Annotated in this window: 20 protein-coding genes; 7 read left to right on the plus strand and 13 right to left on the minus strand. The window is 65.2% G+C overall.

Annotation, left to right across the window (positions count from 1 at the left end):
• Positions 1-40: 40 nt before the first annotated feature.
• From H0193_RS01130 to H0193_RS01140, 3 genes are all read right to left on the minus strand, one after another.
• Complete coding sequence (locus H0193_RS01130) at positions 41-3,775, minus strand: multifunctional oxoglutarate decarboxylase/oxoglutarate dehydrogenase thiamine pyrophosphate-binding subunit/dihydrolipoyllysine-residue succinyltransferase subunit (RefSeq protein ID WP_181888188.1); 3,735 nt, start codon at positions 3,773-3,775, stop codon at positions 41-43.
• 123 nt (positions 3,776-3,898) lie between these two features.
• Positions 3,899-7,507: an ABC transporter transmembrane domain-containing protein gene (locus H0193_RS01135; protein ID WP_181889558.1), complete on the minus strand. Its 3,609-nt coding sequence runs from the start codon at positions 7,505-7,507 to the stop codon at positions 3,899-3,901.
• A complete protein-coding gene (locus tag H0193_RS01140) occupies positions 7,503-8,372 on the minus strand; it encodes a hypothetical protein (RefSeq protein WP_181888189.1) in 870 nt (289 codons plus the stop codon). The genes H0193_RS01135 and H0193_RS01140 overlap by 5 nt, the downstream gene beginning before the upstream one ends.
• Positions 8,373-8,453: 81 nt before the next feature.
• Here H0193_RS01140 and H0193_RS01145 point away from each other — a divergent pair, with 81 nt between their 5' ends.
• Complete coding sequence (locus tag H0193_RS01145; RefSeq protein WP_181888190.1) at positions 8,454-10,037, plus strand: carboxylesterase/lipase family protein; 1,584 nt, start codon at positions 8,454-8,456, stop codon at positions 10,035-10,037.
• 91 nt (positions 10,038-10,128) lie between these two features.
• Entirely contained in the window at positions 10,129-11,007 is an 879-nt protein-coding gene (locus H0193_RS01150) for a hypothetical protein (protein WP_181888191.1), read from the plus strand.
• Here H0193_RS01150 and H0193_RS01155 read toward each other — a convergent pair.
• Positions 11,004-11,528 carry a hypothetical protein gene (locus H0193_RS01155; RefSeq protein ID WP_236883393.1) on the minus strand — a complete coding sequence of 175 codons (525 nt, stop codon included), beginning with the start codon at positions 11,526-11,528 and terminating at the stop codon, positions 11,004-11,006. The two genes, H0193_RS01150 and H0193_RS01155, sit on opposite strands and share 4 nt — an antisense overlap.
• 157 nt (positions 11,529-11,685) lie before the next feature.
• Between H0193_RS01155 and H0193_RS01160 the strand changes: the two genes are divergently transcribed.
• The 5 genes from H0193_RS01160 (at position 11,686) to H0193_RS01180 (ending at position 16,639) form a co-directional block, all read left to right on the plus strand.
• Positions 11,686-12,903: an MFS transporter gene (locus H0193_RS01160; protein ID WP_181888192.1), complete on the plus strand. Its 1,218-nt coding sequence runs from the start codon at positions 11,686-11,688 to the stop codon at positions 12,901-12,903.
• Positions 12,900-13,895, plus strand: coding sequence for a nucleoside hydrolase (locus H0193_RS01165; RefSeq protein ID WP_181888193.1), 996 nt, complete (start codon positions 12,900-12,902; stop codon positions 13,893-13,895). Before H0193_RS01160 ends, H0193_RS01165 begins: the two co-directional genes overlap by 4 nt.
• A 111-nt stretch (positions 13,896-14,006) precedes the next feature.
• Complete coding sequence (locus H0193_RS01170) at positions 14,007-14,798, plus strand: ECF transporter S component (RefSeq protein WP_236883394.1); 792 nt, start codon at positions 14,007-14,009, stop codon at positions 14,796-14,798.
• Between the two features lie 9 nt (positions 14,799-14,807).
• Positions 14,808-15,506 (plus strand): energy-coupling factor transporter transmembrane component T family protein, encoded by a 699-nt coding sequence (locus tag H0193_RS01175; RefSeq protein ID WP_181888194.1) that lies wholly within the window; start codon positions 14,808-14,810, stop codon positions 15,504-15,506.
• The gene (locus H0193_RS01180) at positions 15,497-16,639 is read left to right on the plus strand and encodes an ATP-binding cassette domain-containing protein (protein WP_181888195.1); all 1,143 of its coding nucleotides are present in this window, start codon (positions 15,497-15,499) and stop codon (positions 16,637-16,639) included. The genes H0193_RS01175 and H0193_RS01180 overlap by 10 nt, the downstream gene beginning before the upstream one ends.
• A gap of 12 nt (positions 16,640-16,651) precedes the next feature.
• On the opposite strand, the gene H0193_RS01185 is transcribed toward H0193_RS01180, so the two are convergent.
• From H0193_RS01185 to H0193_RS01225, 9 genes are all read right to left on the minus strand, one after another.
• Complete coding sequence (locus H0193_RS01185) at positions 16,652-17,416, minus strand: hypothetical protein (RefSeq protein ID WP_181888196.1); 765 nt, start codon at positions 17,414-17,416, stop codon at positions 16,652-16,654.
• 29 nt (positions 17,417-17,445) lie between these two features.
• Complete coding sequence (locus tag H0193_RS01190) at positions 17,446-18,336, minus strand: NgoMIV family type II restriction endonuclease (protein ID WP_236883395.1); 891 nt, start codon at positions 18,334-18,336, stop codon at positions 17,446-17,448.
• Positions 18,336-19,355, minus strand: coding sequence for a DNA cytosine methyltransferase (locus H0193_RS01195; protein ID WP_181888197.1), 1,020 nt, complete (start codon positions 19,353-19,355; stop codon positions 18,336-18,338). The genes H0193_RS01190 and H0193_RS01195 overlap by 1 nt, the downstream gene beginning before the upstream one ends.
• Positions 19,356-19,508: 153 nt before the next feature.
• On the minus strand, positions 19,509-20,468 hold the full coding sequence (locus tag H0193_RS01200) for an L-lactate dehydrogenase (protein ID WP_181888198.1): 960 nt from the start codon (positions 20,466-20,468) through the stop codon (positions 19,509-19,511).
• 115 nt (positions 20,469-20,583) lie between these two features.
• Positions 20,584-21,987: an amino acid permease gene (locus H0193_RS01205; protein ID WP_181888199.1), complete on the minus strand. Its 1,404-nt coding sequence runs from the start codon at positions 21,985-21,987 to the stop codon at positions 20,584-20,586.
• Positions 21,988-22,441: 454 nt separating this feature from the next.
• Positions 22,442-22,924 (minus strand): hypothetical protein, encoded by a 483-nt coding sequence (locus H0193_RS01210; protein WP_181888200.1) that lies wholly within the window; start codon positions 22,922-22,924, stop codon positions 22,442-22,444.
• An 89-nt stretch (positions 22,925-23,013) separates the two neighbouring features.
• Positions 23,014-24,363, minus strand: coding sequence for a CitMHS family transporter (locus H0193_RS01215; RefSeq protein WP_181888201.1), 1,350 nt, complete (start codon positions 24,361-24,363; stop codon positions 23,014-23,016).
• A gap of 187 nt (positions 24,364-24,550) precedes the next feature.
• Positions 24,551-25,522, minus strand: a complete 972-nt coding sequence (locus H0193_RS01220; protein WP_181888202.1) for a hypothetical protein — start codon at positions 25,520-25,522, stop codon at positions 24,551-24,553.
• A gap of 19 nt (positions 25,523-25,541) precedes the next feature.
• Positions 25,542-26,351, minus strand: a complete 810-nt coding sequence (locus H0193_RS01225; RefSeq protein ID WP_181888203.1) for a hypothetical protein — start codon at positions 26,349-26,351, stop codon at positions 25,542-25,544.
• Positions 26,352-26,359: the final 8 nt, after the last annotated feature.

Consider the following 26,359-nt stretch of genomic DNA (forward strand, 5'->3'; position numbering starts at 1 on the left):
GCGCTTGTGGGGGAGCGCGGTGACGTGCTCCGTCGTCAAGCTACTTTGCAAATGCCTCCTCGAGCAGCTGCTTCTCCTCCTGCTGGTGCACCTTGGCCACACCGGTTGCGGTGGTGGACTGGGCGCGGCGGGACACGCGGACCATCTCCGGCATGTCCGGGATCAGGGTGCGCAGGTGCTCGTTGTAGAACGGCCATGCGCCCTGGTTTGCCGGCTCGTCCTGGACCCAGCGGATCTCCTTGGCGTTCGGGTAGTTCTTGAACGCATCCGAGAGGCGGTTGAAGGGGATCGGGTGGAGCATCTCCACGCGGATGATCGCGATGTCGTCGCGGCCGTCCTTCTCCTTCTTCTTCGCCAGCTCCCAGTAGATCTTGCCGGAGCACAGCAAGATGGTGGTGACCTTGTCGGTGTCGCCGATCTTCTTGTTGCCGCGCTCGACGAAGTTCGGGTCGTCGATGACGGACTGGAAGCGCTCCACCTCGATGAAGTCAGCCGGCTGCGAGACAGCCGCCTTGTTGCGCAGCATGGACTTCGGCGTGAAGACGATCAGCGGTCGCTTCATCTCGCCGAGCGCCTGGCGGCGCAGCAGGTGGAAGTGGTTTGCCGGGGTGGACGGCTGAGCGATGGTCATGGAACCTTCCGCCACGAGCTGCAGGTAGCGTTCGATGCGGGCGGAGGAGTGGTCCGGGCCCTGGCCCTCGTAGCCGTGCGGCAGCAGCGCAACCAGCGAGGACAGCTCGCCCCACTTGGTCTCGGAGGAGGACAGGTACTCGTCGATGATGGTCTGCGCGCCGTTGGCGAAGTCGCCGAACTGCGCCTCCCAGGCCACCACGGCTTCCTTGTTGCCCAGGGTGTAGCCGTACTCGAAGCCCATGCCGGCGTACTCGGTCAGGGCGGAGTTGAACACCTGGAAGTGGCCGCCGTCGCCGTTTTCCTGCGCGTTGTGGTCCAGCGGGTTGTACGGCTCGGCGTTGTCCGGGTTGTACAGCACCGCGTGGCGCTGGGTGAAGGTGCCGCGCTGGGAATCCTCGCCGGCGAGGCGGACAAACTTGCCCTGCTCCGCCAGGGAACCGAAGGCGAGCAGCTCGCCCCAGCCCCAGTCGATGTCGCCGTCGGTAAACGAGCCGCCGCGCTTCTTCAGCACGGACTTCAGGCGCTTGTTCGGCGTGAAGTCCTCCGGCAGGTTCGCGTACGCGTCGGCGAGGCGCTTGAACTGCTCCTCGGAGATGTTCGTGTCCAGGCCGCGGGTGAGCTCCTGCGACTCGGTGATGCCGGTCTGCTCGCTCGGCTGGCCCTTCTCCGCCTTGACGTCGGAGAAGACGGAATCCAGCTGGTCGTGGAAGTCCTGTGCTGCCTTCTCAGCGTCTTCCTCGGTAATGTCGCCGCGGCCGATGAGGTCCTGCGTGTAGCGGGTGCGCACCGACGGGTGGGAGTTGATGCGGTCGTACATGACCGGCTGGGTCACCGTCGGGTCGTCGGCCTCGTTGTGGCCGCGCAGGCGGTAGCAGATCAGGTCGATGAAGACGTCCTTGCCAAACTCGCGGCGGTACTCGGTGGCCAGCTGGGCAACCCATGCGGCGGCCTCCGGGTCGTCGCCGTTGACGTGGAACACCGGGCAGTCGAAGCCCTTGGCCAGGTCGGTGGCGTAGTAGGAGGAACGGCCGGAGTCCGGGGTGGTGGTGAAGCCGATCTGGTTGTTCACCACGATGTGGATGGCGCCGCCGACGGTGTAGCCCGGCAGGCGGGACAGGTTCAGAGTCTCCTGGACGATGCCCAGGCCGGTGAAGGAAGCGTCGCCGTGCAGCATCAGCGGCACGACCGGGTGGTCCTCGCGGCCCTTGGCAAGCTTGATCTGGTCTTCCTTGGCGCGCGCCATGCCCACCAGGACCGGGTCCACGGCCTCAAGGTGGGACGGGTTGGCGGCCAGGGAGACCTTGATCTCGCCGTCACCGAACATCTGGATGTGCTCGCCCTCGAAGCCGAGGTGGTACTTCACGTCGCCGGAGCCGCCCTGCTGGGCTGCGCGCATGTTGCCTTCGAACTCGTTGAAGATGGTGGCAACCGGCTTGCCCACGATGTTGAACAGCACGTTCAGGCGGCCGCGGTGCGGCATACCGATGACGACCTCTTCCAGGCCCTGGCCAGCCGCGGTGTCGATGATGGCGTCCATCAGCGGGATCAGGGTCTCGGCGCCCTCGAGGGAGAAGCGCTTCTGGCCGAGGTACTTGGTCTGCAGGAAGTTCTCGAAGGCCTCTGCGGCGTTGAGCTTCTGCAGGATGTACTTCTGCTCCGGGCCGGTCGGCTTGGGCATGCCGGCCTCGACACGGTCGCGCAGCCACTCGCGCTCGTCGCGGTCCATGATGTGGGAGTACTCGGTGCCCACCTTGAGGGTGTAGGCGGCGCGCAGGCGGGACATGACCTCGCGCAGGGTCATCTGCTCCTTGCCGCCGAAGCCGCCGACGTGGAAGACGCGGTCCAGGTCCCACAGGGTCAGGCCGTGGGTTTCCATGAGCAGGTCGCGGGAGTCCGGCTTGGGCAGGCCCGGCTGGTGCCAGTGCAGCGGGTTGGTGTCGGCGATGAGGTGGCCGCGGGAGCGATACGCCTCGATCAGCTGCATGACGCGGGTGTCCTTGTTGATGCCGGTGTTCGGCTCGTCCTGTGCCCAGCGCAGCGGAGCGTAGGGGATCTGCAGGGAGCGGAAGATCTCGTCCCAGAACTTGTCGTCGATGATCAGCTGGGAGATGTCGCGCAGGAACTCGCCGGACTCCGCGCCCTGGATGACGCGGTGGTCGTAGGTGGAGGTCAGGGTGACCAGCTTGCCCACGCCGAGCTCGGCGAGGCGGTCCTCGGAGGCGCCGGCGAACTCCGCCGGGTAGTCCATTGCGCCGACGCCGACGATGGTGCCCTGGCCCTTGGTCAGGCGCGGGATGGAGTGGCGGGTGCCGATGCCGCCCGGGTTGGTCAGCTGGATGGTCACGCCCGAGAAGTCGTCCATGGTGAGCTTGCCGTCGCGGGCGCGGGCGACGATGTCCTCGTACGCCTCGACGAACTCGTTGAAGGACTTGTTCTCGCACTCCTTGATGGCGGCGACGACCAGGGAGCGGGAGCCGTTCTTGCCTGGCAGGTCGATGGCCAGGCCGAGGTTGATGTGCTCCGGCTGCACCGCGAAGGACTTGTTGCCGTCCTCCTTGTAGTTCTTGTTCATGTCCGGGTGCAGCTTGGTGGCCAGGACAATGGCGTAGCCCAGGATGTGGGTGAAGGAGACCTTGCCGCCGCGGGTGCGCTTGAGGTGGTCGTTGATCAGCGCGCGGTTTTCAAACATGAGCTTGACCGGCATGTCGCGCACGGTGGTCGCGGTCGGCACCTCGAGCGACTCGTTCATGTTCTTGGCAATGGCCTTGAAAGCGCCCTTGAGCTGGAACTCGCCAGGCTCAGCCTCGACCTGGTTGACCTTGTCCAGCGGTGAGGACTTCGCCGGGGCCGCGGGGCGCTTCGGCTTCGCAGCGACCTTGGCTGCTGCCTCGTCCACCTTGGTCTCGCGGCCGTCCTGGCTCGGTGCGCCGGTGGTGCGGGAGACCTTCGGGTCAGTCTTCGGAGTGCTTGCGCTCTCGTCGGAAGGGGTGACGTTGGGGGTGCCCTTCGCGGTCTTCGGAGCGCCCTTGTTCTCGAAGAGTTCGCGCCATTCGGCGTCCACCGAGTTGGGGTCGTCCTTGTACTGCTGGAACATCTCGTCAACCAGCCAGCTGTTCTGGCCGAACGTGTTTTCGCTGCTCACGGCAGGTTCTCGCCTTCCTTCTGGGTTGTGTTCGCGGAACGTTTCTTTGACTGTAATCGTCGGCGCTGGTAACGCGCTAACTTGGGTTGTTCCTCTCCACGGGGGACCTACGTTTCACCCCCGTTATCGGTTAACAGCCCACATATGGGCATATCTTCCGCCTGCGGAGATGAGGTCCTCGTGGCAACCGTCTTCAATGATACGTCCTTCATCAATCACGAGTATGCGGTCCGCCCGCGCGGCTGTGGCAAGGCGGTGCGCGACGACGACGGAGGTGCGCCCCGCCATCGCCTTGTCGGAGGCGTCGAGCACAGCGCGTTCGGTGGCGGGGTCGAGGGTGGCCGTGGCTTCGTCGAGAAGCAGCACCGCGGGTGTGAGCATTTCGGCGCGGGCAAGCGCGATGATTTGGCGCTGCCCGGAGCTTAGGCCCCGGCCGCGTTCGCCGACGCGCGCGTTGAAGCCGCCGGGGATCGTGCCGATGACGCCGAGGGCACCGATGCGCTCCACCGCGGCCTGCACCTCGGCGTCCGTGGCTCCGGCGGCGCCGTAGGCGATGTTGTCTGCGACGGTGCCGGGGAAGAGGTAGGACTCCTGCGGCACCTGCGCGAGCGCGCGCCGCCACTCCGCGAGCGGGAACTCGGCGATGTTCGTCCCCGACGCGCGCACGGCACCTTCCACCGGGGCGTAGAAGCGGGCCAGCAGCTTGACGACGGTCGACTTGCCCGCCCCCGTCGGACCAACGAGTGCCACGGTGGAGCCGGGCGAAAGGGACAAATCCATGCCGTCGATGACTGGCTCTGAATCCGGCGAGTAGCCGAAGGTGACGTCGTTAAGCGAAAGCTCCCCGGACGCGGCGGTGTGCGCACCGGGGCGGGTGCCGGTGTCGGGGACGGTGGTGCGCTCGTCGAGCAGTTCGCGGATGCGGTCGAAGCTGACGGTGGCTTGCTGCCAGGAGTCGAAGATTTGGCCGAGCTGCTGGATCGGGCCGTAGAGCTGGCTCAAATACATGGTGAACGCGACGAGCACACCGACCGACAGCGTGCCGTCCGCGATGCGGGTGGCGCCGACGCCGATGATCACCGCGGTCATGACCTGGGAGACGAACTGCATGCCGGGGAAGTACAGACCCACCAGGCGCACAGAGTTCATGCGGATGCGGCGGTATTCGTCGCTCATCTGAGCAAAGCGCGACTCGAAATGGTCTTGGGCGAGGTGGGTCTGGGTGACGCGGATGCCGCCGATGAGCTCCGCGAACTCGCCGTTGACCGCGGAGATCTGCGCACGCGCGGCGGCGTAGAAGCGCTTGGAGAAGTGCCGGAAGCCCCAGGTGGCCAGCGCGATGACGGGCACGGCGGCGAACGCGACGAGCGCGAGTTGGCCGTCGGTGGCCACCAGCATCACCGTCACGCCGGCAAGCGAGCCGACGGCGACGATGGCTTGGGCCAGCCCGGTTTGCAGGAAGCTGGACAGGGTGTCGATGTCCGTGGTCATGCGCGTCATGATCTTGCCGGACAGGCGCGACTCGAAGTAGCTCAAGCCCAGCTGCTGCAGGTGGGCGTACGAGCGCAGGCGCAGGCCGTAGAGGAGGCGCTCGCCGGAGCGCGAGGACAGCACCGTCATCACGGTCATGGACGCCCACGCCACCGCCACCACACCGAGCGCGATCAGCCCGGTGTAGATCAGGCTGGCCTGGTCCGAGTTAGCGATGCCGCGGTCCACGGCCGCGCGCACGAGGGTGGGAAACGCGAGGTCCGCCAGCACGCCGACCACCAGCAGCGCCACGGTGCCGGCGATGAGCCAGCGCACCGCGCGGAACAGGTCGCGCACGTGGAAGTCGCTGGATGGGGTGCGAAGCTGCTCCAGGCGCTCGGCGCTCAAATCCGGCTGCTCGGTGGCCTCCGGGAGTTTCTCCACCCGGGCGAGCAGCTCCGGGGTGGCGTTGACCGTGGACGCGCGACCGGTGGTGGGCACGATCACGCGCTCGCGCTCGGGCTCGGTGACCTCGGGCCACAGCTCGGCGCGCGTCGGGGCCGCGGGCAGCTCCGTCGGGGTGTCCGCAGACATGGTGGCGAGGTACTCCGGGCTTTCCATGATCTCATCGCGGGGGCCACACTTGACGACGGCTCCGCCGCGCACCACCGCAACCTGATCTGCGTGGTCCACGGTGGACTGACGGTGCGCGACGGTGAGCACCGCGACGTCTGTGAGCTCCTCGCGCAGGTTGCCCAGGATGCGGGATTCGGTGACGGCGTCGATGGCGCTGGTGGCGTCGTCGAGCACGAGCACCTCCGGCTTCGCCATGAGCGCGCGGGCTAGCGCGATGCGTTGGCGCTGCCCGCCGGACAGCGTCAGGCCGCGCTCGCCGACTTCGGTGTCGTAGCCGTCGGGCAGGCGCTCGATGAACTCGTCGGCGCAGGCCAGGCGCGCTGCCTCGCTCACAGCGGCGTCGAGCTGATCCGGCGGGAGGTGAGTACCCATGGCAATGTTTTCGCGCACGGAGGAGGAGAACAAAAACGCCTCGTCGAACACGCACAGGACCTTCTGGCGCAGCGCGGCGGGGGAGGCGGAGCCGTTGAGAAGCTCCACGCTCCCGGAATCCGGCTGGTAGAAGCCGCCCGCGAGCTGGACAGCCATGGTTTTGCCCGCGCCGGGCGGGCCGACGAGCGCGACCGTTTCGCCCGAGCGGACGGTGAGGGTGAAGCCGTTGAGGACGGGGTTGCCGCCGGTGGAAAAGTGCACGTCGTTGAAGCGCAGGCCGCTCCCGGTCGCGGGGGCTGCGGCGGGTTCGGTGGCGGGGGCGAGCTTGAGCACATCGTCGAGGCGGTCGAAGGAGCTCATGCCCATCTGCAGGCGCACGTACTGGTTGGTCAGCATGGACATCATCGACGTCATGGAGGTCAAATACGCCGTGAACGCCACGAACTGGCCGATGGTGATCTGCCCGCGGATGGCCAGCATGCCGCCGGCGATGATGGTGACCACGAGTGCCACCTTGGGCAGCTGGGAGAGCACCGGCTGGAAGCGCGCCGTGAGCTTCGCCGCGCGCATCTTCACCGCGTAGAGGTGGCGGCCAAGCTGATCCAGCTGGTCGATCTCGCGCTGCTCCTGGCCGAACGCTTTGACCACGCGCACGCCGGAGACGGTCTGCTCGACGTGCTCCGCCAGCTCCGCCGTGGCGTGCTGGTTCACCCACGTGGCGGCGTAGAGCGTCTTGCGCGAGCGGTTGGCCTCCCAGAGGATCAGCGGCAACAGCGCAAGCGACATCAGGGTCAGCGGGATGTCCATCCACAGCATCACCGCAAGGGTGAGCGCGAGCTGCACCACACGCGTGAGCAGCATGGGCAGGTTGGCCAACACCATGTGGTACTGGTTCAGGTCCGAAATGGAGCGCGAGACGATCTGCCCGGTGACGATCGTGTCCTGGCCCGGCCCGTCCAGGCGGTGCAGCGTGCGCAGGATTTCGGTGCGCAGCCAGTGCTGGGAGCTGGATGCCAGCCGGCCCGACGTGACGCGGCGGGTGAAGCTTAACGCGTAGGTGGCCGCGGCGACGGCGACCATCGCCCACGCGGTGCGCGTCACCGATCCTTCCGCGTTGCCGGTGGCGATGTCCACCGCGTGGCCGGTCAGCGCCGGCACCGCCGTCTGGAACACGGCGGCGAGCGTGGCGGCGGCAAAGGCGGCGACGGCTGCGGGCCGGTTGGCGCGAAGGGATCTGGTGAGCAGGGGGTTAATTGTTGTCGCCGTCCTTGTCCTCGTCCTTGAACTGGCGCAGGATCCAAGCGGCGAAGTCCTTCGGGTTCAGGCTCAGGCCCTTGCCGTCTTCTTCGTCGGTGTCTCTGTCCGGCAGCGGGGTGGCAAAACCGGCCGGCACAGCGCCGAGGCCGGACTGGACGTTGCCGATCACGCCGTCGGCCAGCTTGCGGTTGGCGGTGGTGCCGGCGACCGCGCCGATGCCCAGTGGCATGAGCTTGCCCAGCCACGCGCGACGCTGGGACTTGCGCATGGAGCGCATGGCGATGCGCTGCAGCACGTTGTTGGTGTTGGACAGGGTCGGGCCGGAGAATTTGGTCAGGGTGGACTTGCCGGGGATCTTGCCGGCGTCGTCGCCAAGCATGGCGTCCACAATCGCCAGGCCCTTCGCGCCCATCAGCAGCGAGAGCACGAGCGCGCGGCGGCGCTCCGGGTCCTCGATGTCCTCGCCGCGTAGGTAGGCGGATGCCACGGCGTAGAACGCGGCGAGGTCCAAAAACAGCACAGATTCGCCCGCCACTGCGGCCGCGCCGGTAAACAGGCCGATGCCGGGCACGGCGGCTGCGGCACCCACGCCCGCGCCGGTGCCGGTGACGGTGTTTTTCAGGTGCTCGTCCATAAGATTCTGAATCTCCGCAGGCGTGGCCTCCGGGTTCTGGCGGCGCAGCCAGTTCACGTAGGTGCGGATGGTGGAGGTCTGCATCTGAACAGCCTTATCCACCGCGCCGATAAACGCGCGCCCCAGCGGGCCGGCGTCCTTTTCTAACTGCGTCGGGTCTTCGCGCAGCGCTTCCTCGATCTCTTGACGGACGGCGAGGTCCTGGTTCTTTTTCTTGTTGCCAAACATCGTGTGCTCTTTCGTTAATGGTCTGATTTACGTCGGTCAAGCATAGTTGGACTTCGCGCGCATCCGTCTACGCTTGAAACCATGACTGCCGCCGAGCACCCTGTCGCAGACACCACCGCGGGCAAGGTCCGCGGCGTGGTGGATGCGCGTTCCGGCATGCGCACCTGGCGCGGCGTGCCGTTCGGCGCCTCCACCGCGAGTACGGGCCGGTTCCGCGCCCCGCAGCCGGCGCAGAAGTGGCAGGGGCTTTACGACGCCTCACGGTTCGCCCCGCCCGCCATGCAGGGCACCTTCGGCTGGCGCGACGCCGTCATCGGCACCGAGGACTGTCTGACCTTGGACATCGTGCGCCCCGACACCGACGAGGAGCTGCCGGTGGTGGTCTACTTCCACGGCGGCACCTTTGTCACCGGCGCCAGCAACGAGAAGGTGCTCCAGGGGCATTTGCTTGCCGACGCCACGCAGGTCGTCTACGTCTCCGTGAACTTCCGCCTTGGCGTGCTGGGGTATTTGGACTTCCGCTCGCTCGGCCACGACTGCGTGGCCACGCCCGCGCTTTTGGACCAGATCCTTGCGCTGGAGTGGGTGCGCGCGAACATCACCAACTTCGGCGGGGATCCGAACCGGGTGACCATCATGGGCGAATCCGCCGGCGGGGCGGCCGTCGTGCACCTGATGTGCTCGCCCTCGGCACACGGGCTGTTCCACGGCGCGGTGGCCCAATCCCCGCCGCCGGCCAGCGTGCATTCGCGCCTGCAGGCGGCCATGTGGGTGCGCGAACTGGTCAACCGGATGGGCCTGCCGCGCACGACCACGCTCGCCGATCTGCGCGAGACCAGCGCCGAGGAACTCGTGCGCGCCGGGCAATCCATGCTGTTGAACACCAAGGAACTGGTGCAGCTGAACACCAGCTTCATGCCCACCGTGGACGGGGAGACGCTCACCGCGCACCCCATCGACACCTTCGAGGCGGGCGAGCAGGCAGCGGTGCCGCTGATCGTGGGCACCAACTCGGACGAGGCGAGTTTTGCCAAGGCGATCTACCAAACCACGAAGACTCGCCAGCGGGCGGCGCGCCGGGCGCTGGAGGCGTTCGACCCGGACAACGCCCAGTCGGTACTGCGCGCCTACGACTACGCCGGGGAGCGCGGCGACTATGCCGACCTCATCGCGGATGCAGTGTTCTGGGCGCCGACGGTGATCCTGGCCACCGCACACCGCAGGAAGGCGAGCACGTGGATGTACCGCTTCGACCACGCGTCTGCCGCGATGCGCATGCTGGGCTTGGGCGCGATGCACACCGCCGATCTGGGCGCGGTGTTCGGCGAACCGAACGCCACGAAGGCCTCGCGCTGGGACGTCTTCGGCGGATCTGAGGCGTTCACTGAGGTCAGCCGGGTGATGCAGCACCACTGGGGGCAGTTCTTCCACACCGGCGCGCCGGGCGAGGAGTGGCCGGTCTACGGCTTCCGTGCCGACGACAGGCCGGGCCGCGCGACGGCCGTGTTCGACGCCGGCATGCGGGTGGAGTGGGACCCGAAGGCGTCGCAGCGCAGGGCGTGGGAGGGCTTTGACATGCGCGAGTGGGGCATCCACCGCCAGGACCTGATGGATTCGGCCGCATCGCTGCTCGGTGCCGCCCATCCGTCCTGGGGCGACAGCTAACCCCGCGGTGAGAGGGAAATGCCACGCATGCGTAAGCATTCGTGGCTAGGCTTGTGCCCGTTGTGGCCGAGCTTGGGAAGGAACCACCGACATGAGCTTTTTCGAGGACATCGCAGCGGCGCTCGACCGCGAAGGCATCGAGTCCCGCGTGGGGGGCGACACCATGTTCGTGCCCATGACGGCGGCGCTGGAGATCCAGTTCGTGGAGATCGATCCGCACTTGCCGGCCGCCAACGTCTACATCGCGGCCGCGGACGTGGACGAGGACGACGAGGACTTCGAGGCCGTGCTGGTAGCCGTGGTGTTCTCCGTGGAGGACGCCGTGGCCGCGGTGGCGGAGCACATGGCCACCGACCAGGTGATCACCGTGCTGCGCGACCTGCTGGAGGGCACCGACGAGCGCATCGGCGACCTGGAGTTCTTCCAGGACCACTTGAACCCGCAGCAGGTGCGCGCCGAGGTGGGCGAGAACGCAGAGCTTTTGGTCACCATCGACACCGTCGAGGGCACCCCGCACGCCAAGGTCACCTTTATCGCGCTTCCGGACGATTACGACGACGTGCTCGACGACGCCGAGGGCGAGCTCTGGGAGTCCGACGGCGACGCGGAGCTGACCGAGGAGGACCGCGCCCGCCTCTTCGACGCCATCCACGACGAGGCCCTCATCGACGCCGAGCGGCTCGAGCTGGGCAGCTTCACGGACTTTGACAGGCTTTTCGACGTGCTCTCGCTCGCCGCCGACCAGGCCGAGGACTGGGAATCGCAGCTGCTGCCCGTGGACGACGAGTTCGACGAGCCGGAGGTCTACGACCTGTTCGGCCAGGACGACGAGGACGAAGACGACACCCTCGCCGACGATGACGACGTCGACTACGACGATGATGAGGACCTCGACGACGAAGACGACGACGAGGATAACGGTCTCCCTGGCATCGACGAGGACGACAGCAGCGACGCCGCCCGCGGCTAGGCCGCGCTGAGCCCCTCGAACATCGACGACGGCGACGCGACCGGGGTGAACGTGCCGTCGACGAGCCAGACGTAGTTCGCCGTGCGCGTGCCGGCCAGTTCGTGCACCGCGTGCGCGCAGTCTTCTGGAATCAGCGCGCGCACCCACGCTTCGGTGAGCACGGTGTCAACCACGCTGCCGGTGGTGTCGGCGATGCGGACCTCGACCAGGTACGCCGGGATTTGGTCGCCTCCGTACCCCTGTATCCGGGCCCGCGCCCGTGGACCGACCCTGCGCCGTGTCACAGCCAACGTCAGCTGAGGTCCGTTGGCCACCCGCGGTAGGGTGAGCACCGGCGGGCGCCACGTGGCGGTGGGGCGGGACAGGGAACGCGGGTGGTGCATGACGGCCTGGGCGGACTCGATGATCGCGGGGTGGCGCTCGCGGATCTCCTCGGCAAGGGCCTCCGGGGTGTAGGCGGGGGAGTGGGACTTCTCAATTCGGCTGACGCTACGCAGCGGATTCTTCGTGTTGAACTTCATGGCGAACACACTACGAATAGTCTCCGACACCACAGCCCACCCGTTCGAACACATGAACGAAACGCACCCTGCTACCTGGGGTGATTTTGCTTTGTGGAAATTATTTGCCACATTGGCAAATCGGAACACCCCACCCGCCGATATACTCTAACCAGCAATGAACGCCGACAACTCAACACAACACACAACCCAGCAAGCACCCCGCACTCAACCGAAGATCCCGCGCACGATCTGGGTCCTTGTCGGCGCCGCGTTCATCATCGCCCTCGGCTACGGGCTCATCGCCCCGGTGCTCCCGCAGTTCGCGGGCAGCTTCGGGGTGTCCATGGCTGCCGCCGGCGCGGTGATCTCCATCTTCGCGTTGGCTCGGTTGTTGGGGGCGCCGGGGGCGGGCTGGCTCGTCGATAGGCTTGGCTCCCGTCCGATCTACCTCACGGGCCTGCTCATCGTCGCGGGTGCGACCTTCCTCGTCGCGTTTGTGAACGCGTACTGGCAGATCCTCGCGCTGCGGTTTATCGCGGGTTTCGGCTCGACCATGTTCACGCTGTCGGCCCAGGCGCTGATTGTGCGGGTGACGCACCCGAGCATCCGCGGGCGCGCCAACGCGCTGTACGCCTCGGCGTTTCTGGTGGGCAACGTCGTCGGCCCGATCATCGGCGCCGCGCTATCCTTCCTCGGCTTCCGCGCGCCGTTTGTCATTTACGGCCTCGCGGTCGCGGGCGCGGCGGTCGCCGTCGGCGCGCTGACCCAGCCAAAGCCGGGCTCCGACCCGCTGCCCGCAGCGAAGCCGAAGATGCGCGTGCGCCAGGCGTGGCACACCTCCACCTACAAGGCGCTGCTGGCCGCCGGGTTTACCAACGGCTTTGTCAACATGGGCTCGCGCGTGGCCATCTTGCCGTTGTTCGCCGCGGCCGTCTTCGAGCGCGGGGGAGCGGCCGCCGGGTTTGCGCTGACCGCTTTCGCGTTCGGCATGGCGGTGACCCTGCAGTTCTCCGGCCGCCTCGCCGACAGCCTCGGCCGCCGCCCGATGGTCGCCGCGGGTCTTGCCACCTCAGGCGTGTTCACGGCACTCCTCGGTGGCGCCACCAGCTTCTGGCCGCTGGTGCTGCTCTCCGCCGCGGCCGGCATCGGCGCGGGCCTGATGAGCCCCGCCACCCAGGCCACGCTCGCGGACATCATCGGCAATGAGCGCTCTGGCGGTACAGTGCTGTCCGCGTACCAAATGACGCAGGACGCTGGCACCATTCTCGCGCCGGTGCTGCTCGGCGCCGTCGCGGAGGCCGCGGGCTTCCAGGCCGCGTTCGGCGTCTGCGGCGCGGTGTGCGCCACCACGCTTGTGATCTGGCTTGTTGCCGGGAAGGAAACGAAACCGTGAGAGTCATCCTGGACTGCGACCCCGGCATCGACGACACCTACGCCATCATCTTCCTCACCGCCGCGGCGCATGGGGGGCTCATTGAGCTCGATTGCCTAACGACGACCTCCGGCAATGCCCCCGCCGACCAATGCGCGCAAAACGGCGCCTGGATCCTGGGGCAGTGCGGGCTGCCCATCATCTCCCTTGCCGCCGGCATTCCGGAGCCTCTCGAGGTGGAGCTGACCACCACGCCGGAAACCCACGGCGACACCGGCCTCGGCTACGCCCAAGCGCCCGAGCGCCACGTGGAGCACGACTGGGACGCGCTGTGGATCGACTCCATCGAGCGCGGCACCGACGACCTCCACCTGATCGTCACCGGGCCTTTGACCAACTTGGCCGCCTTCGCGCACGCCCACCCGGAGCACTTTGCAAAGCTCAAGCACATCACCGTGATGGGCGGGGCGGTGAACTACCCGGGCAACACCACGCCGAGCGCGGAGTGGAACTTCTGGGTGGACCCGCATGCCGCCGCCGACGTGTTCGCTATGGCACAGACCCCGATCACGCTGTGCTCGCTTGGCGTGACGGAGCGGATGGTGCTCAATCCCGAGGCGTTGGCGGAGTTCGTCGATAAGCTTGGCGGCTCCCCCGTGGCGCAGCACCTGGAGGCGATCACGCGGTTTTACTTCGAGTTCCACGAGGATGTGGGCGAGGGGTATCAGGCGCAGATCCACGACCTGCTCACTGTGCTGATCGCGCTGGGGCTGGTGGGGTACTCCTGGAAGGACACCACCGTCGCCGTGGAGGCGGATTCCGAGCTCATGCGAGGCACCTCCGTGGCCGACCTGCGCGGGATCTGGGAACGCGAACCCAACGCGCGCCTGGTCACCGACGCGGACGTCGAGTTGGCCTGGGGCTGGTTCACGTGGGCGTGCGAGGTGCACGCGAAGGTCGCCGCCGGCGACGCCGAGATTGTGGAGCTGCGCCACCAGCGTGCCGACGACTAGGTGGTTCGCGACCTCCGCCTGCTACACTCCCGAACCGATAGCCCAGCCGAGGTGACATAGGCGATGAGGGCTGTACTTCCCGTTCCTCCCCGCACACCACTCGGAGTTTCCATGTCACACACCGTTTCCACGCAGGCCGCACAGAAGGCCGAATGGACCCCCGCCCGCCGCGCGCTCGCCGTCGCAGGCGCCCTGTTTATCGCCGCCACCTGGCTGTACTTCGTCCTGGTCCACCCGGCGGACTGGGACCAGGTCACCGGCTCCGGCCCAGGCATCGCGCTGCTGGCCGGCTACGGCATCGGCACCATCTTGCTGCTCGCCGCCGTGATTCCGGCGCTGCCCGCGCGCACGCTGGGGCTGATCCCGATTGCGATCATCATCAACTCTGTCGTCGGCGAGATCGTCGGCTCCATCGGCCTGCCGCTGTACCTGGATTCCGTGGGCACGGTGCTCGTCGCGGCGCTCGCCGGCCCGGTCGCGGGCATGGCCACCGGCGCGCTGAACAACGTCGTGTGGGGCCTGCTCAACCCGGCCGCGCTGCCGTTCGCCGCGGGTGCGGCGCTGATCGGCTGGCTGGCCGGCGTGTTCATCCACCGCTTCAACGCGCTGCGCAACATCGCCACCGTGATCGGCTTCGGCCTGGTACTGGGGCTTATCGGCGGCATGGTCGCCGCCCCGGTCGCGGCCTACGTCTACGGCGGCACCGCCGGTGTGGGCACCGGCGCGCTGGTCAGCCTGTTCCGCGAGATGGGCGGCTCGCTCATCGCGTCCGTGACCACCCAGGCGTTCATCTCGGACCCGGTGGACAAGGTCATTGTCATGCTGGTGGCGTTCTTCACAGTCAAGGCGCTGCCGAACCGCACCGTCGCAGCGTTCGCCCCGCAGAGCAAGCAGTCCAAGTAGCCACCCAACATGCCCCAGCCCCAGACCCGCCTGAACCCACTGACCGCCCTGGTCATCGGCGCGTCCGGCTGGATTCTGGCGCTGGGGATCAACACCCCGTCAGCCTCGCTGGCCATCATCGCCGCCGCCCTGACAGCTGGCACATGGCGCACCCGCAACCCGTCCGTCGCGGCCGCCACCGCGCTCCTCGCAGCACCTGTTGCCGCGTCGATGGTGCTCATCCACGCGCCCTACGGCGAGCACCGCATCGCCCCGCTCATCACCTCCGACGGGCTTGCCGACGCCGCCCACCTCACCGCCCGCTTCACCGCGCTCGTTGCGTGTCTGCTCGCGGCCGTGGCCTGGACGCGCACTCCGGATCTGGCCAAGGCCCTGCAGAGCACAAAAGGCGGCAACCGCATCGGCTACATCGCCGGCACCACGCTGCAGCTCGGACCCCAGGGTGCCAACCGCGCGCGCATCACCCGCGACGCCAACCGCCTTAAACAGCGCCCGATCAAAGCCAAAACAGTCGTCCCGCACCTCATCATGCCCGTGCTCACGGAGCTGCTCACGCAGGCCGGCGCCCGCGGCCAGGCGCTGGAAACCGCAGGCTACGACCTCACCGGCCCCCGCACCGTCCTGCGCCCGGTCCACGACAGCCCAGCCCAGCGCGCCGCCCGCATCCTCATCCCACTGATCTGCGTGGCGGTGGTCCTATGGATCTAACGCTGCTCCAACACACACACGACCAGCACCGCACCGTCGAGGTTATCGGCAACTCCGGCGCGGGCCTGACCACCCTCGCCGCCCAGGCCCACAACGAGTGGGCGGGCGTCGCCGTGGTCCAGCAGGACGCCACCGCGCACGTGTCCTACCTGCGCGACACAGTCATCGAGGAGGTCGCGCTCGGCCTCGAGCAGCGCGGCACACCAATCCCAGAGATGCAGCGCCGCTGCGAGCGCATCCTCAGCGCCGCGGGCCTGACCGAACTCGCCGAGCGCCACCCCGCACAACTCTCCGGCGGCCAGACGCGCCGCCTGGCCATCGCGGCCGTCGCGGTCCTCGAGCCGGACATCCTGCTTCTCGACGACCCCTTCGCCGGCCTCGACCCCACCTCCGCCACCCACATCATCCGCCTACTCGAAGCCCTGCCGTCGCGCATCGTGGTGCTCGGCAACCGCCCCGCCTCGATGCAGCAAAGCTTTCGCTTATCGACGGCATCCTGTCTCCCTCACCCCCCCACCCACGAAACCAGCTTGCCCCCACGCGTGACGCCCACCGGGGAACCGATCGACCTCGGCGAGATCACCGCCACCCGCGGCGGAAAACCCCGCAAGTGGTGGCAGTTCCGCGCACACGAGGATCCGGAGTTCACCGCCGGCCCGATCCACCTGACCGTGCGCCCCGGCCAGGCCGTGTGGCTGCGCGGCGACAACGGCGCCGGCAAAACCACACTGCTGCGCGCGATGGCGGGCCTCGACGGCAACCCCGGGCTCGCTCTTGGCGTCTCACTCGCACTGCAGCGCGCCGCCGACCAACTCGCCGAATCAACGGTGGGGGAGTTCGTCGGCGACCCGGACGCCGTCGCCGCGCTCGGCCTCGATCCGGAAACCCACCCCCTCGACCTGCCTGCCGCGCACCTGCGGCTGGCTCAGCTCGCCCAGGTCTTCGCCCAGAACCGCCCGCTCGTGCTTCTCGACGAGCCCGACGTCGGCCTCGACGCCCCCTCCCGCGACCGCGCCCACGCCCTCATCGCCGACGGCTTGCGCCGCGGCCAGGCCGTGATCTTCACCTGTCACGACGCTACCTTCGCCGAGGAGGTGGGGGAGTACGCTGTCTGCTTCTCTTTTGAGCTCTAGAGTCTCCCTGGATTAAGAAATTGGTGGGGCCTCAATCATTTTCCGTCCCCACCCGCCAAGTGCTCTGACCGTTTCGCGGGACAATTGATTAGTCGCTTCGTCGAAAAACTTATTCCCAAATCGACGAGCGAATCCGAAGGCGTAGGTTTTGGCAGCGAACCGCCCCCAATCGGCAGGGTTTGTTACGAAATTGCCATTCGCCATCATGAACACTGCCGCTCTGTAATTCTCGGCTGCACGGTAAAGGTCGAAGCTATTAGTTACTTCGTAGTTATCGATACAGTCCTTTAAATGGAATTTCACGCGGGTGAAGTAGTCATATAATTCCGCAGGATACGGGCGATCCGCCGGTGGAGTTAGCGAAGGTTCATCTTCGAGCAACGCGCGGAGCTCTTCCAAGAAATCAGGGCCCGCATCCGGCACGAAACGCTTTGCCGAATTCCGAAACATTCCGAGGGAGACGAGGGCTTGTTCGGAGACACCGTGGCCTTTTGTCTTCCAACCGTCTGGAAAAGCGAACACTGCGTCACACCATTCGACAAAATACGCCTTTTCACTAGAAACGTCGTCGCCCTCTTCGTCCATTCGGTTAATGATCGCTTCGATACCGTCTAGACAACGCACTGCTTGTCGCTGTAATGCCCAAGCGGATCTATTTCCTTCGCTAAAGGTTTGAAGTCGTCTAGAGTCAGCGACCTCTTGATTCGGGTAGCTGAGAGTCTCGTAGTGCGTCCGCCATTGAAGAAAGATTTCGTAGAGGTTGCTTGCTGGGTTCACGCTTTCTGATCTCCAATCAGATTTAGGGACTAATTGAGGAGGTCAAGAGGGAGGTCGGTAAGGTCCCTCAGCCTGTTTCCACTGGTTAGCATTTCGAGTAACTCGTTTGCTTCTTCAGACCCCACTTGGGTTACAGCCGCCTTAAGCTCTGGCAGTGCTGCGTGATACACCATGTCAATGTCGCCGGTCCCGAGGGCGAGTGAGGCGATTCGAGGCAGTAGGGGCTCGGCAGTAACTGCGACGATATGCGGCGCACGACCCTTTCTGTTTCTGATGAGATTTAACGCTTCAGCCCGAGTGTTTTGGGCCCTATCGCTGCGCATCGTGAACTTACAGCTAATGACTGCGTGTAAGAGTTCGGCGGGAGGATTACAGTTTCCGGCCCGGATCGGGCTTGACAGTGCGGTACTCGAGTCGACCAACAGGCCATCCGCGTTGAGCTCATCGTCGGATAAAGCGGCCCGAGAAACTAAGATATCCGGGCTAATGCTGTAGGAATTCCCTAACGCCGCTGCGAGCTGAGGGGTCTCATTAACTGCGTCGGCTAGGTCTGCGAGGTGCCGGTAAGGTTCGAATTGGTCGACGTGGCTTCCTCGTCTGGAACTGCCAACCGTGTGTACACACCAGTTACCCGGGCGGGTGGATCGCATTTTCGGAAAGGATTCACGGATAAAACCTGCAACAGCATTTTCGAAGATTGCGCCCGCAGATTGACCGGCGATTTTGTTTCCAACGCGGGCGTTGAGCGCGCGTGCCATGTGGAGCGCGATATCACGGCTCGCCTTGCTGCTGCTATCGGCGTTGGATGCAACTCCCGACGTTGAAATGGATAACGTGCCGGTTTCTACCAATTCTTCGAGTAGCGAGGCGCGGGCAGATGCAAGTATCGACCGATTCTGTTGCGTGTTCGAATTCATCATCAAGCCTTCAGTAATGCCTGGTCCGGATGTGCCGGTGTAGCAGGAATCGAACCGTTGGGAATGTCTTCCGTGCGTAACGCCGCGGCGATGGATTTTCCGACCGCTTCTGCCACCGGCGGCGGGAACGCATTGCCAACCTGTTTCCAGGCAGCGGTTTTGCCACCCTGCCAATCCCAGTCGGCTGGGAAACCCTGAAGGACACCACCCATCCTTACCGTCAGTCGTGGCATCTCAATGGCTGGATCAACTGGAAAGTCTGGTCCAGGCGCTTCTTCTGCAATGGACGATCCTTTAACTCCGAGACGTGCCCATGCTTCTCGGGCTCGCGTTGGACCTAGGTCTGGACCGCCATGTTTCTTGCTGCCACCAACCAAAGTCGGGCCAATTCCGCGGGCTCTCTCGGCCCACTTCGCGGCACCGGGCCACCCACCTTCAGCCATCAGATCTCGAAGGGCTTCACCAACAGTGAGGCTATGTTCCACCGGAGCAGGCCATGCAAAAAAGTCGCGGAATCTTTCTCTAAGGGCTACGAGGATGAATCGGGGCCTTAGCTGGGCTAATCCGTAGTCTGCTGCGGTGATGAGCTCCCAAAAAACGACATATCCCATGTCCTCGAGTTCGGCAATGAGTTCGCTTCTGTATGCGGCAAATCTTGGTTGGGAAAGTCCACGGACGTTCTCCAACATGACTGCTTTTGGGTTAGCAGTACGGACTAACTGGAGCGCCCGGGGGAAGAGATCTCGCTCATCTTCAGGGCCAAGTTGTTTACCCGCAACTGAAAACGGGGGACATGGAACGCCGCCGGCGAGAAGGTCGAGATCATCTGAGTACGGGCTGATGTCGAAGTCAAGAACATCACCTTCGATGACATTCCATTCGGGGCGGTTGGCTCGAAGGGTGGCCGCGGCATGGTGGTCTAGTTCCACGGCCGCGCGCATTGCGAAACCGGCTCGTTCAAGCCCGAGCGCTTGTCCGCCAGCGCCAGCGCAAATCTCTACGGAGGAAAGAGGAGTCTTCATTGCAGCTCAGTCTATGGGTCAAAATATCGGTAGAGAAAACCCATTCCGGACTTTCTCGTGTTGTGAAAACGATAAACACGGTTTAGATATTGAACCGTACACTATCGAACAGATTTGCGTTCCCGGGCGGAGCTGCCGTCGATAAGCAAATGCCTAGAACTCGGCGCGGTCGATGACGTCGCGCAGGGTGGTGGCGGAGTGGCGGAACTTCTCCAGCTCGTCGGAGTCGAGGCGCAGTTCCACGACGTTGCGCACGCCACTGCGGTTGAGGACGGTGGGGGTGCCGATGTAGAGGTCGTCGAGCCCGTACTCGCCCTGCAAGAGGGCGGAGACGGGCAGGACCACGTCCTCGTTGCGCAGGATCGCGCGCGTGATGCGGGCGAGCGCGTTGCCGATGCCGAAGGCGGTGTTGCCCTTGCGTTTGATGATGTCGTAGGCGGCGTCGCGGGTGCGGAGGAACATCTCGTCGATCTGGGTGTAGATCTCCGGGTTGGTCTCCGCCTCAGTCTCCAGCAAGGCGCTCAGCGGTACGCCGCCGACGGAGCCGGAGGACAACACGGGCAGCTCAGTGTCGCCGTGCTCGCCGATGATGTGGGCGTGCACCGCGGACGGGGCGATGTCGAAGTGCAGGCCCAGGTTGTGGCGCCAGCGCGCGGTGTCCAGCACGGTGCCGGAGCCGATGACCTGGTTCGACGGCAGGCCGGTCTGCTTCCAGGTGATGTAGGTGAGCACGTCCACAGGGTTGGTGGCCACGACGTAGATGCCGTTGAAGCCGTTGGCCATGACTTCCTTGTTGATGGACTCGAAGATGGCGGCGTTGCGGGCGATCAGGTCGATGCGGGTTTCGCCGTCGCGCTGCGCCACGCCGGCGCAGTTGACCACGAGTGCGGCGTCGCGGCAGTCCTCGTAGGTGCCCACCGTGACGTCCATGTGATGGCCGGAGAACGGAACGGCGTGGTTTAAGTCCTCAACCTGGGCCCAGACGAGGTCCTCGTTGAGGTCGATGATGGCCAGGTGGTCCGCCAGGCCCTGGTTGACAATTGCGTATGCGAAGGCGGTGCCGACAGCGCCGGCGCCGATAAGGACGATCTTGTTGCCATGAGTCACGGTCATGCGACCAAGTGTGTCAGAAACCGGGCGATCGCGTGCAGTGGGGTTGGACGGAAAAAAGTAGCCGCCGCAGCACGTGGAGCTGCGGCGGCTGGGAAGAGAAGAGGTCGCGGGGGATCTAAGCCTTCGAGTATTCCTCCTGCGTTTGCTCAATCACCTGCGGGCGGCCAGTGGCGAAGTACAGCACGGTCATGATCACCGTGAACACCACACCGATGCCCAGTGCGAGGCGGAAGTCCGGCAGCCACGCCATGATGCCGAAGGTGAACAGGATGAACGCGATGGCGAAGTACTGCCCGTACGGCCAGAACGGCACGGCGAACTTCAGGGCGCGCTGCTCCTCGACGGTCATCTGCTTGCGCATGGCCACCTGCGCGAACAGGATCATCAACCACACAAACACGGTGGCGAAGGTGGCCAGTGCGGCGATGGTCTCGAAGACATCGGGGTAGCGGGCGTTGAGGAACACACCGATGACCAGCACGGCGAGCAGGGAGACAATCGTCATCACAGGCACGTCGCGGTAGGTCTTCGCCATGCGGCGCGGCGCCAGGTTCTCCTTGGCCAGGCCGGTGAGCACGCGGCCGGTGCCGAACAGATCGGCATTGATGGCGGAAAGCGCGGAGGTGATGACCACGAAGTTCAGCAGGCCGGCAGCCCAGTTCACGCCGAGGGTGTTGAAGATCTGCACGAACGGCGACTCTTCGCCGGTGATCGTGCGCCACGGGTTGAGTACCAGAATGATCGAGATCGCCAGCACGTAGAAGATCAGGATGCGCGCCGGGACGGTGTTCACGGCCTTCGGGATGGAGCGCTCCGGGTCATCAGCCTCCGCACCTGCCACACCGATGATCTCGGTGCCGCCGAACGCGAACAGCACCAGGATGAAGGAGGCGACCATGCCGGAGACACCGTTAGGGAAGAAGCCGCCGTCGTTCCACAGATTGCTAATCGACGACACCTCCGGATCCTGCCCGAGATTGAACACAAGAATCGCCGCACCGCCGACAATCATGGCCACCACGGCCGTGACCTTGACGATGGTGAACGCGAACTCCAACTCACCAAACCAACGCACGGTAGCCAGGTTGGCCGCGCCGATAATCAGCAGCGTGACGGCAATCCACACCCACGCGGCTGTGTCTGGGAACCACAACTTCATGTAAATGCCGATGGCCGTCAGGTCCGCCAGACACACGATCATCATCTCGAAGGCGAACATCCAGCCGGTGATGTAGCCTCCCCAGCCGCCGAGGTACTTGCGGCAGTACACGGCGAACGAGCCGCGGACCGGGTTGCGCACGCTCATCTCGCCGAGCGCGCGGAGCATGAAATACACCACCGCGCCGCCGAGCAGGTACACCAGCAGCACGGACGGGCCGGCGGCCTGGATCGCACCGGCGGAGCCGTAGAACAGGCCGGTGCCGATGGCGGAACCGAGCGCGATGAAGTGGATGTGGCGGGCGGAAAGGCCCTTGCGCTTCGGTTTGGGCTTGTTAACGGATTCAGATGGTGCAGTCATAACAGACATAACTGTGCTCTTTCGGGAAGCAATGCGCGAATCGGAGGCGCGGGGAATGGGATTGAGGTGTGCCCGAAGCTGGGCGGCGTCTCCCCGGTTTGGCCGTCGGTAGGCAAGTGCAGCCGTGCACCTCGCGGACGGATCCGGGGGCGCGGTGTGAACGACATAAGCCTTGAGTGTTGCCCGTGCTAACGAGAAACCCCCTGCGCTTTGAGCAGCAGAGGCTGTTAGCGCAGGGGGCTGGAGTCGGCCGACACCGCGCTACAGATGATGATGCAGGCGGGCCGGCTGGGTATTCAGCATCGCAGAACGCTCGGCCGTGGCCGAGGTTGCAAGTGCGGTGCTGTTGATCATGCCGACGACCGTAGCACGGTGGGTGGTGCCTTCGCAGCGGATTGTGGAAAATATTTGCCGCAATGCTCGAAGCACTAGGTCAGAGGTTGCGAAAGAGCCTTTAGAACTTAAACGGGAGAACGTCTTTCAGGCCGATCATCGCGGCGATTGTGAGAACTGCTCCGATGAAACCGCCGAGCACCCCGGCGAGTACCGCTGAGGTCGACGATCCATCCTCGACCGGTGCGGGCTTCGAAGCGGGAACCTTCGCGCACTTGTCGTAGATTTCGAGTTGCCCCTTTTCGTCGGCAATTCTTTCCGTGAGCTCCTGGACAAGGTCCTTGTTGGCATCGGAACGCGACTTTTCTGACTTCAGCTCAGATTCGGCCTCGGCGATGGCGTCGAGGCTTTCCTTCTTGAATTTCTTCACCTCATCCTGCGTGTAATACACCGGGAAATACATGCGGTTGTTCTGCATCTCGGTGATCGAGTAGTTCACGCGGCAATCGGTGCCGACGTGCTCGATGGTGTACGCCTGGGCGGTGGTAATAGATCCGGCCAGGGTGCTAGCTGCAACTGCAGAAACGATGAGCTTGGTGCGCATGGATGCTCCTTGAAAGCTGAGGGGCGGGAGACGGGCACGGGGGTGCGTCGATAAGCAAAATGCTCGAAAGAAAAGATTACTGCACGGAGCTACGCGAAGACGCCGAACGCCCAAGATCCCAGCACCAGCAGGACCGAGAACGCCCAGCACACCGGGAACGCGAGGCGGATGTACTTGCCCATTTCGCCTCGGGCAAGGCCCAGCGCCAGCCAGAGAGCAGGGGAGAACGGGCTGACGAACGTGCCGATGACGTTGCCCACGATCATCGCGGATGCGGCGCCCATGCCGGAGACGCCGAATGCCTCAGCGGTCTGCTGCACGATTGGAAGGACGGAGAAGTAGTAGGCGTCGGTGGAGGTGGCCAGGTCCAGCGGCACGCCCAAAAGGCCGACGATGATGTGGATGTACGGGCCGACTGCCTCCGGCAAGATGGCGATGAGTGACAGTGCGATCTGCTCCAACATGCCAGTGCCGTCGAGGATGCCCAGGAACATCGCCGCGGCGAGGATGACGCCAGCCATGGACAACGCGGTGGGTGCGTGGCGGCGCAACACGTCGGTTTGATCCTCGAGCTGGGCAAAGTTGATCACCAGCAGCAGCGCAGTGCCGACAAGAAACGCCGGCGCCGGAGATGCGAGGCCGGACACGAGGACGCCGATCAGCGCGATAGTGATCAGCGCGTTCGCCCACGTCACCCAGGTGCCGCTGCGCTGCGTGAACTCCAGCTTGGCGCGTTCCTCCTGCTGGAGGTTGGAGAAGTCCTCGGCGACAGCGTTGACGTCTACTGTTCCTTGGGCTGGGCCCGCGGCGGATGCCCGGCGACCTTCAACCACGCCGAAAATCGCGGCGACGACGAACACGAGCACAATGGCGACCCCCTGGACCGGCAGCAGGTGGGCCCAGATCTCGTTCGGCGAGGGGCCGATGACGGAGCTGGCGCGGCCGACGGGGCCACCCCACGGCAGCATGTTCATCACGGATGCGGACAGCGCCACGATGGTCAGCAGCACGTAGCGCGACATGCGCATTGCCTCGTACAGCGGGAGCAATGCCGGGATGGTGAGCAGAAACGTCGTGGAGCCGGAGCCGTCCAGGTGGGCGACGATGGCGATGGCAGCCGTGCCCAGCGTGACCAGCAGCGGCGTGCCACGAGTGGCTTTGATCAGCGCCTTGATCACGGGCTCGAACAGCCCGACGTCGGAGAGGATGCCGAAGTAGATGATGGCGAAGATGAACATCACCACGACGTTCATCACCCGGTCCAACCCGTCCATGTAGAAGTCCGAGATCTCGGCAACGCCAGCACCGGTGAGCACGGCACCGACGATGGGGATGAGCGTCATCGCGACGATCGGGTGGGTCTTGCCTTTAAGCAAAAGCCCGACCGTGACCACGATGATGGCCAGGCCGAGCAGTGTCAGCGCGAGGGGAGAAGTCATGGGGGAATCCTAAATCACAGCCGTTAGTGCGCTGTGGTTTAGGTCATGATGTGATCTCCTTGGTGTGAACGGAAACCGGCTACCTACAACCGGCTCCCAGGTGGAAAATCGGGGACTAGCCGGATGTAGGTAGCCGGTTTGGTACGGCGCGGGCAACTGGGACACTGGGACACTCGGACGGCGCGGGTTACTGAGAAGCGCTGTCCTCCGCCGAGCCCAGCGTCACCGGGACCATGACCACGCCTCCGACGTCTTCGTGGAGGCAGTGGGTGAAGTCGCCGTCGGGGAAGTCCACGTGGAACCGGGGGAAGTAGTCCACGTCGCAGCGCCAGCCGTCGGGGGAGGTCCAGGCGTGGGGCGAGTGCTCGTCGCCAAGCTGCTGCTCGTCCAGTGCATAGTACTGGCGAATGGCTTCGTTCACGCTGTTGCAGTCGGTGCCCCTTTGGGTGGCCACCGCCACAAGTTGGCGGTTCTCCTGAGGCTTGGACACGCCGCAGATCGTGCCTTCCTCCGCCGCGCTGAGGTCGATGTTGTCTAAGCTCTCCCCAGCGAGGTAGGGGATGGGGGTCTTCTTGCCAAGGCGCTGGTAGTCCACCACGGGGCTAAACGGGTAAGGCTCCGAGTTCTTGATCACCACGGTGTTGGCGCCGCGTTTGATCACCACCGTGTCTTCGGTTGGCCGGGCCAGGGTGAAACCACTGGCGTTGACCTTTTCGCCGGGATTGAGCTCCTTTGTGTCCGGGGCAAGCTCGATTGTTCTGGACTCGTTTCCGGAAAAACCGAAGACCGTGCCGTACTCGAGGGTCATGCGCGCACGAGTACCCACGTGGGTGGCGTCGCAGCCGAACGGGAACGGCGTGTCCATGTCGGTTGGGTCGATTGGCACCGTGCATCCGTTGCTTCCGGTGCCGGGGAAGGTTAACAAGTACGCGTCGTTGACCAAAAAATCCTCGGCGGGCACCTCCGTGAGCGCCTCCAAGTCGATCTGGCCGTTGTCATCGACCGCGCCGGGCTCGTCCACTGCGCTTTCTACTGGGCTTTCCACTGCGCTTTCCACTGGGCTTTCCACAGTGCTTTCCGACGAGCCGCAGGCCGCCATCGCCAACGCAGACGCTGCCAGAACGGTGACGATGGAAACGGGGCGGTACGTGCTGGTCATGTCGGCTGCTCCCTCCTGCCTACTGCGCTGCGCCGCGGGGCGGCAGGTCGACAACCACTGCGCCGCCGGAGCCTTCGCGGTAGCAGTTCGGGTACGAGTCCGCTCCAAACTCGTGGTGGGGCATGGGGAAGAAGGAAAAGTCGCAGCGCCAGCCGTCGGGGGAGTTCCAGGCTACTGGGGAGTGCTCGTCGCCAAGCGTTGCGCGGTCTTGTCGGAAGTACTGTGAGATCGCCTGAAGCGCCGCGCCACAGTCGGTGTTGTTGGCCAGCGCCACCGGAACCGACACGCCGCCGTTGGGCAGCGGCTTGAACCCGCACAGGAACCCTTCCGGCGCCGCGTTGGGGTCGTACCGGTCCGGGGTGCGGCCGCGGATGATGGTGTTGGGGAGCTGTTCGCCGTAGCGCTGGAAGCTGACAATCGGGCTAAAGGTGAACACGGACCCGGCGACGATCGCCGCGGCGTGCGCACCGCGCTCAATCACCGCCACGTCGTGCTCCGGGCGGCCGACAGTGAAGCCGCCGACGGTTACCTTTTGGCCGGGCAGAAGCTCCGTGTCGCTGTCGCCGAACTGCAGCGACCGGTTCTGGTTGGCCACGAACCCGACGATCGGGTCGTACTCCAAAGCGAAATGGCTGCCGTCGCTGTACGCGGCGTCGATGCCGAACGGGAACGGCGCGTCCGCGGCGGCGGGGATCACGCAGCCGTTGCTGCCCGTGCCAGGCAGCGCGATGACGAACAGGTTGTTGTGCAGGAACGGCTCTGCGGGAACGTCTTGCAGGGCGTCGATGTCGATGTCGTGGGCTTTGCGTGCTGCGGTGTTGGGGTCCATCGTCGGGG

The sequence above is a fragment of the Corynebacterium haematomassiliense genome (assembly GCF_013978595.1).
GTDB lineage: Bacteria > Actinomycetota > Actinomycetes > Mycobacteriales > Mycobacteriaceae > Corynebacterium > Corynebacterium lehmanniae.